Origin of the sequence: Aquabacterium sp. (assembly GCF_041915145.1) — a bacterium.
Taxonomy (GTDB): domain Bacteria; phylum Pseudomonadota; class Gammaproteobacteria; order Burkholderiales; family Burkholderiaceae_C; genus Aquabacterium.
The window spans coordinates 1-1,606 of the sequence record NZ_JAYSBZ010000180.1; the positions used below are offsets into that span (position 1 = coordinate 1).

The following is a 1,606-nucleotide window of genomic DNA, read 5'->3' on the forward strand; positions in this document are numbered from 1 at the left end:
GGTGCTTGCTCAGCTTCTGCCGCGCCTCGATGCTCAGCGCCGAGACCTGCATGTAGTCCAGCTCCTCCGGCAATTTGAGGTGCTCGTAGTAGGCCGCGCGCTCGACCTCGTCGTTCTGCTTGTCGATGTAGCCGGCGTACTTGGTGGCAATCTCGACCTGCTCGATCACCGCATCGGCCAGCGCCCCACCCAGCTCGGCGCGCAAGGTTTCACGTGAAACACCGGCATCCGGCTTGGCGATGGCAGCCACCTCGGCCACGGCATCGAAGCTCACCGCCGGACGGCGCAGCAGGTCTGCCAGGTTGTATTCGCGCTCAATCGCCTTGCCCAGCAGCCGCTCAGCATCCGCCGCTGGCAGCGTGGCCGGACGCACCCAGGTGGCCCGCAGCTTTTCTGTTTCACGTGAAACAGCATCGCGCTTGCGGTTGAAGGCATCCCAACGCACGTCATCCACCAGACCGATCTGTCGACCCAGCTCGGTCAGCCGCATATCGGCGTTGTCCTCGCGCAGCTGCAGGCGGAACTCCGCCCGGCTGGTGAACATGCGGTACGGCTCGGTCACGCCCTTGGTGATGAGGTCGTCGACCAGCACGCCGAGGTAGGCCTGATCGCGGCGCAGCGTGAAGGCCTCTTTGCCCTGCGCCTGCAGCGCGGCGTTGACCCCGGCGTACAAGCCCTGAGCCGCCGCTTCTTCGTAGCCGGTCGTGCCGTTGATCTGGCCCGCGAAGAACAGCCCGCTGATCGCCTTGGTCTCGAAGGTGGACTTCAGCTCGCGCGGGTCGAAGTAGTCGTACTCGATGGCGTAGCCGGGGCGCAACACGAAGGCGTTCTGCAGGCCGGGCATGGTGCGCAGCGCGGCGAGCTGGATGTCGAACGGCAGCGAGGTGCTGATGCCGTTGGGGTAGAACTCGTTGGTCGTCAGGCCCTCGGGCTCGAGAAAGATCTGGTGCGAGTCCTTGTCGGCGAAGCGGTTGATCTTGTCTTCGATGCTCGGGCAGTAGCGCGGCCCCACCCCCTCGATCACGCCGGTGAACATCGGGCTGCGGTCGAAGCCCGAGCGGATGATGTCGTGCGTCTGCTGGTTGGTGTGGGTGATCCAGCACGGCAGCTGGCGCGGGTGCTGGTCGGGCGAGCCCAGAAAGCTGAACACCGGCACCTCGGGGCCGGTGGGGGCGGAAACCGTCCCATTGGCGCCCCACTGCCCCACCAGGCCCACGCCATCGCCCGGCTGCTCGGCGAGCTGGGCAAAGTCGATGCTGCGGCCGTCGATGCGCGGCGGCGTGCCCGTCTTGAGCCGGCCTTGCGGCAGCTTCAGCTCCTTGAGCCGGGCCGACAGGCTCACCGCCGGCGGGTCGCCCGCGCGGCCGGCGCTGTAGTTCTGCAGGCCAACGTGGATCTTGCCGTCCAGAAAGGTGCCCGCCGTCAGCACCACGGCGCGCGCCTTGAAGCGGATGCCGACCTGGGTGACGGCGCCGACCACGCGGTCGCCTTCCACTATCAGGTCGTCCACCGCCTGCTGGAACAGCCACAAGTTCGGCTGGTTTTCGAGCCGCTGGCGAATCGCCGCCTTGTAGAGGATGCGATCGGCCTGCGCCCGGGTCGCGCG

Annotated in this window: 1 protein-coding gene; it reads right to left on the minus strand. The window is 67.2% G+C overall.

Annotation, left to right across the window (positions count from 1 at the left end):
- A partial coding sequence (gene mnmG, locus ACE3SS_RS15745; RefSeq protein ID WP_374595568.1) for a tRNA uridine-5-carboxymethylaminomethyl(34) synthesis enzyme MnmG occupies positions 1-1,606 on the minus strand: 1,606 nt, incomplete at both ends.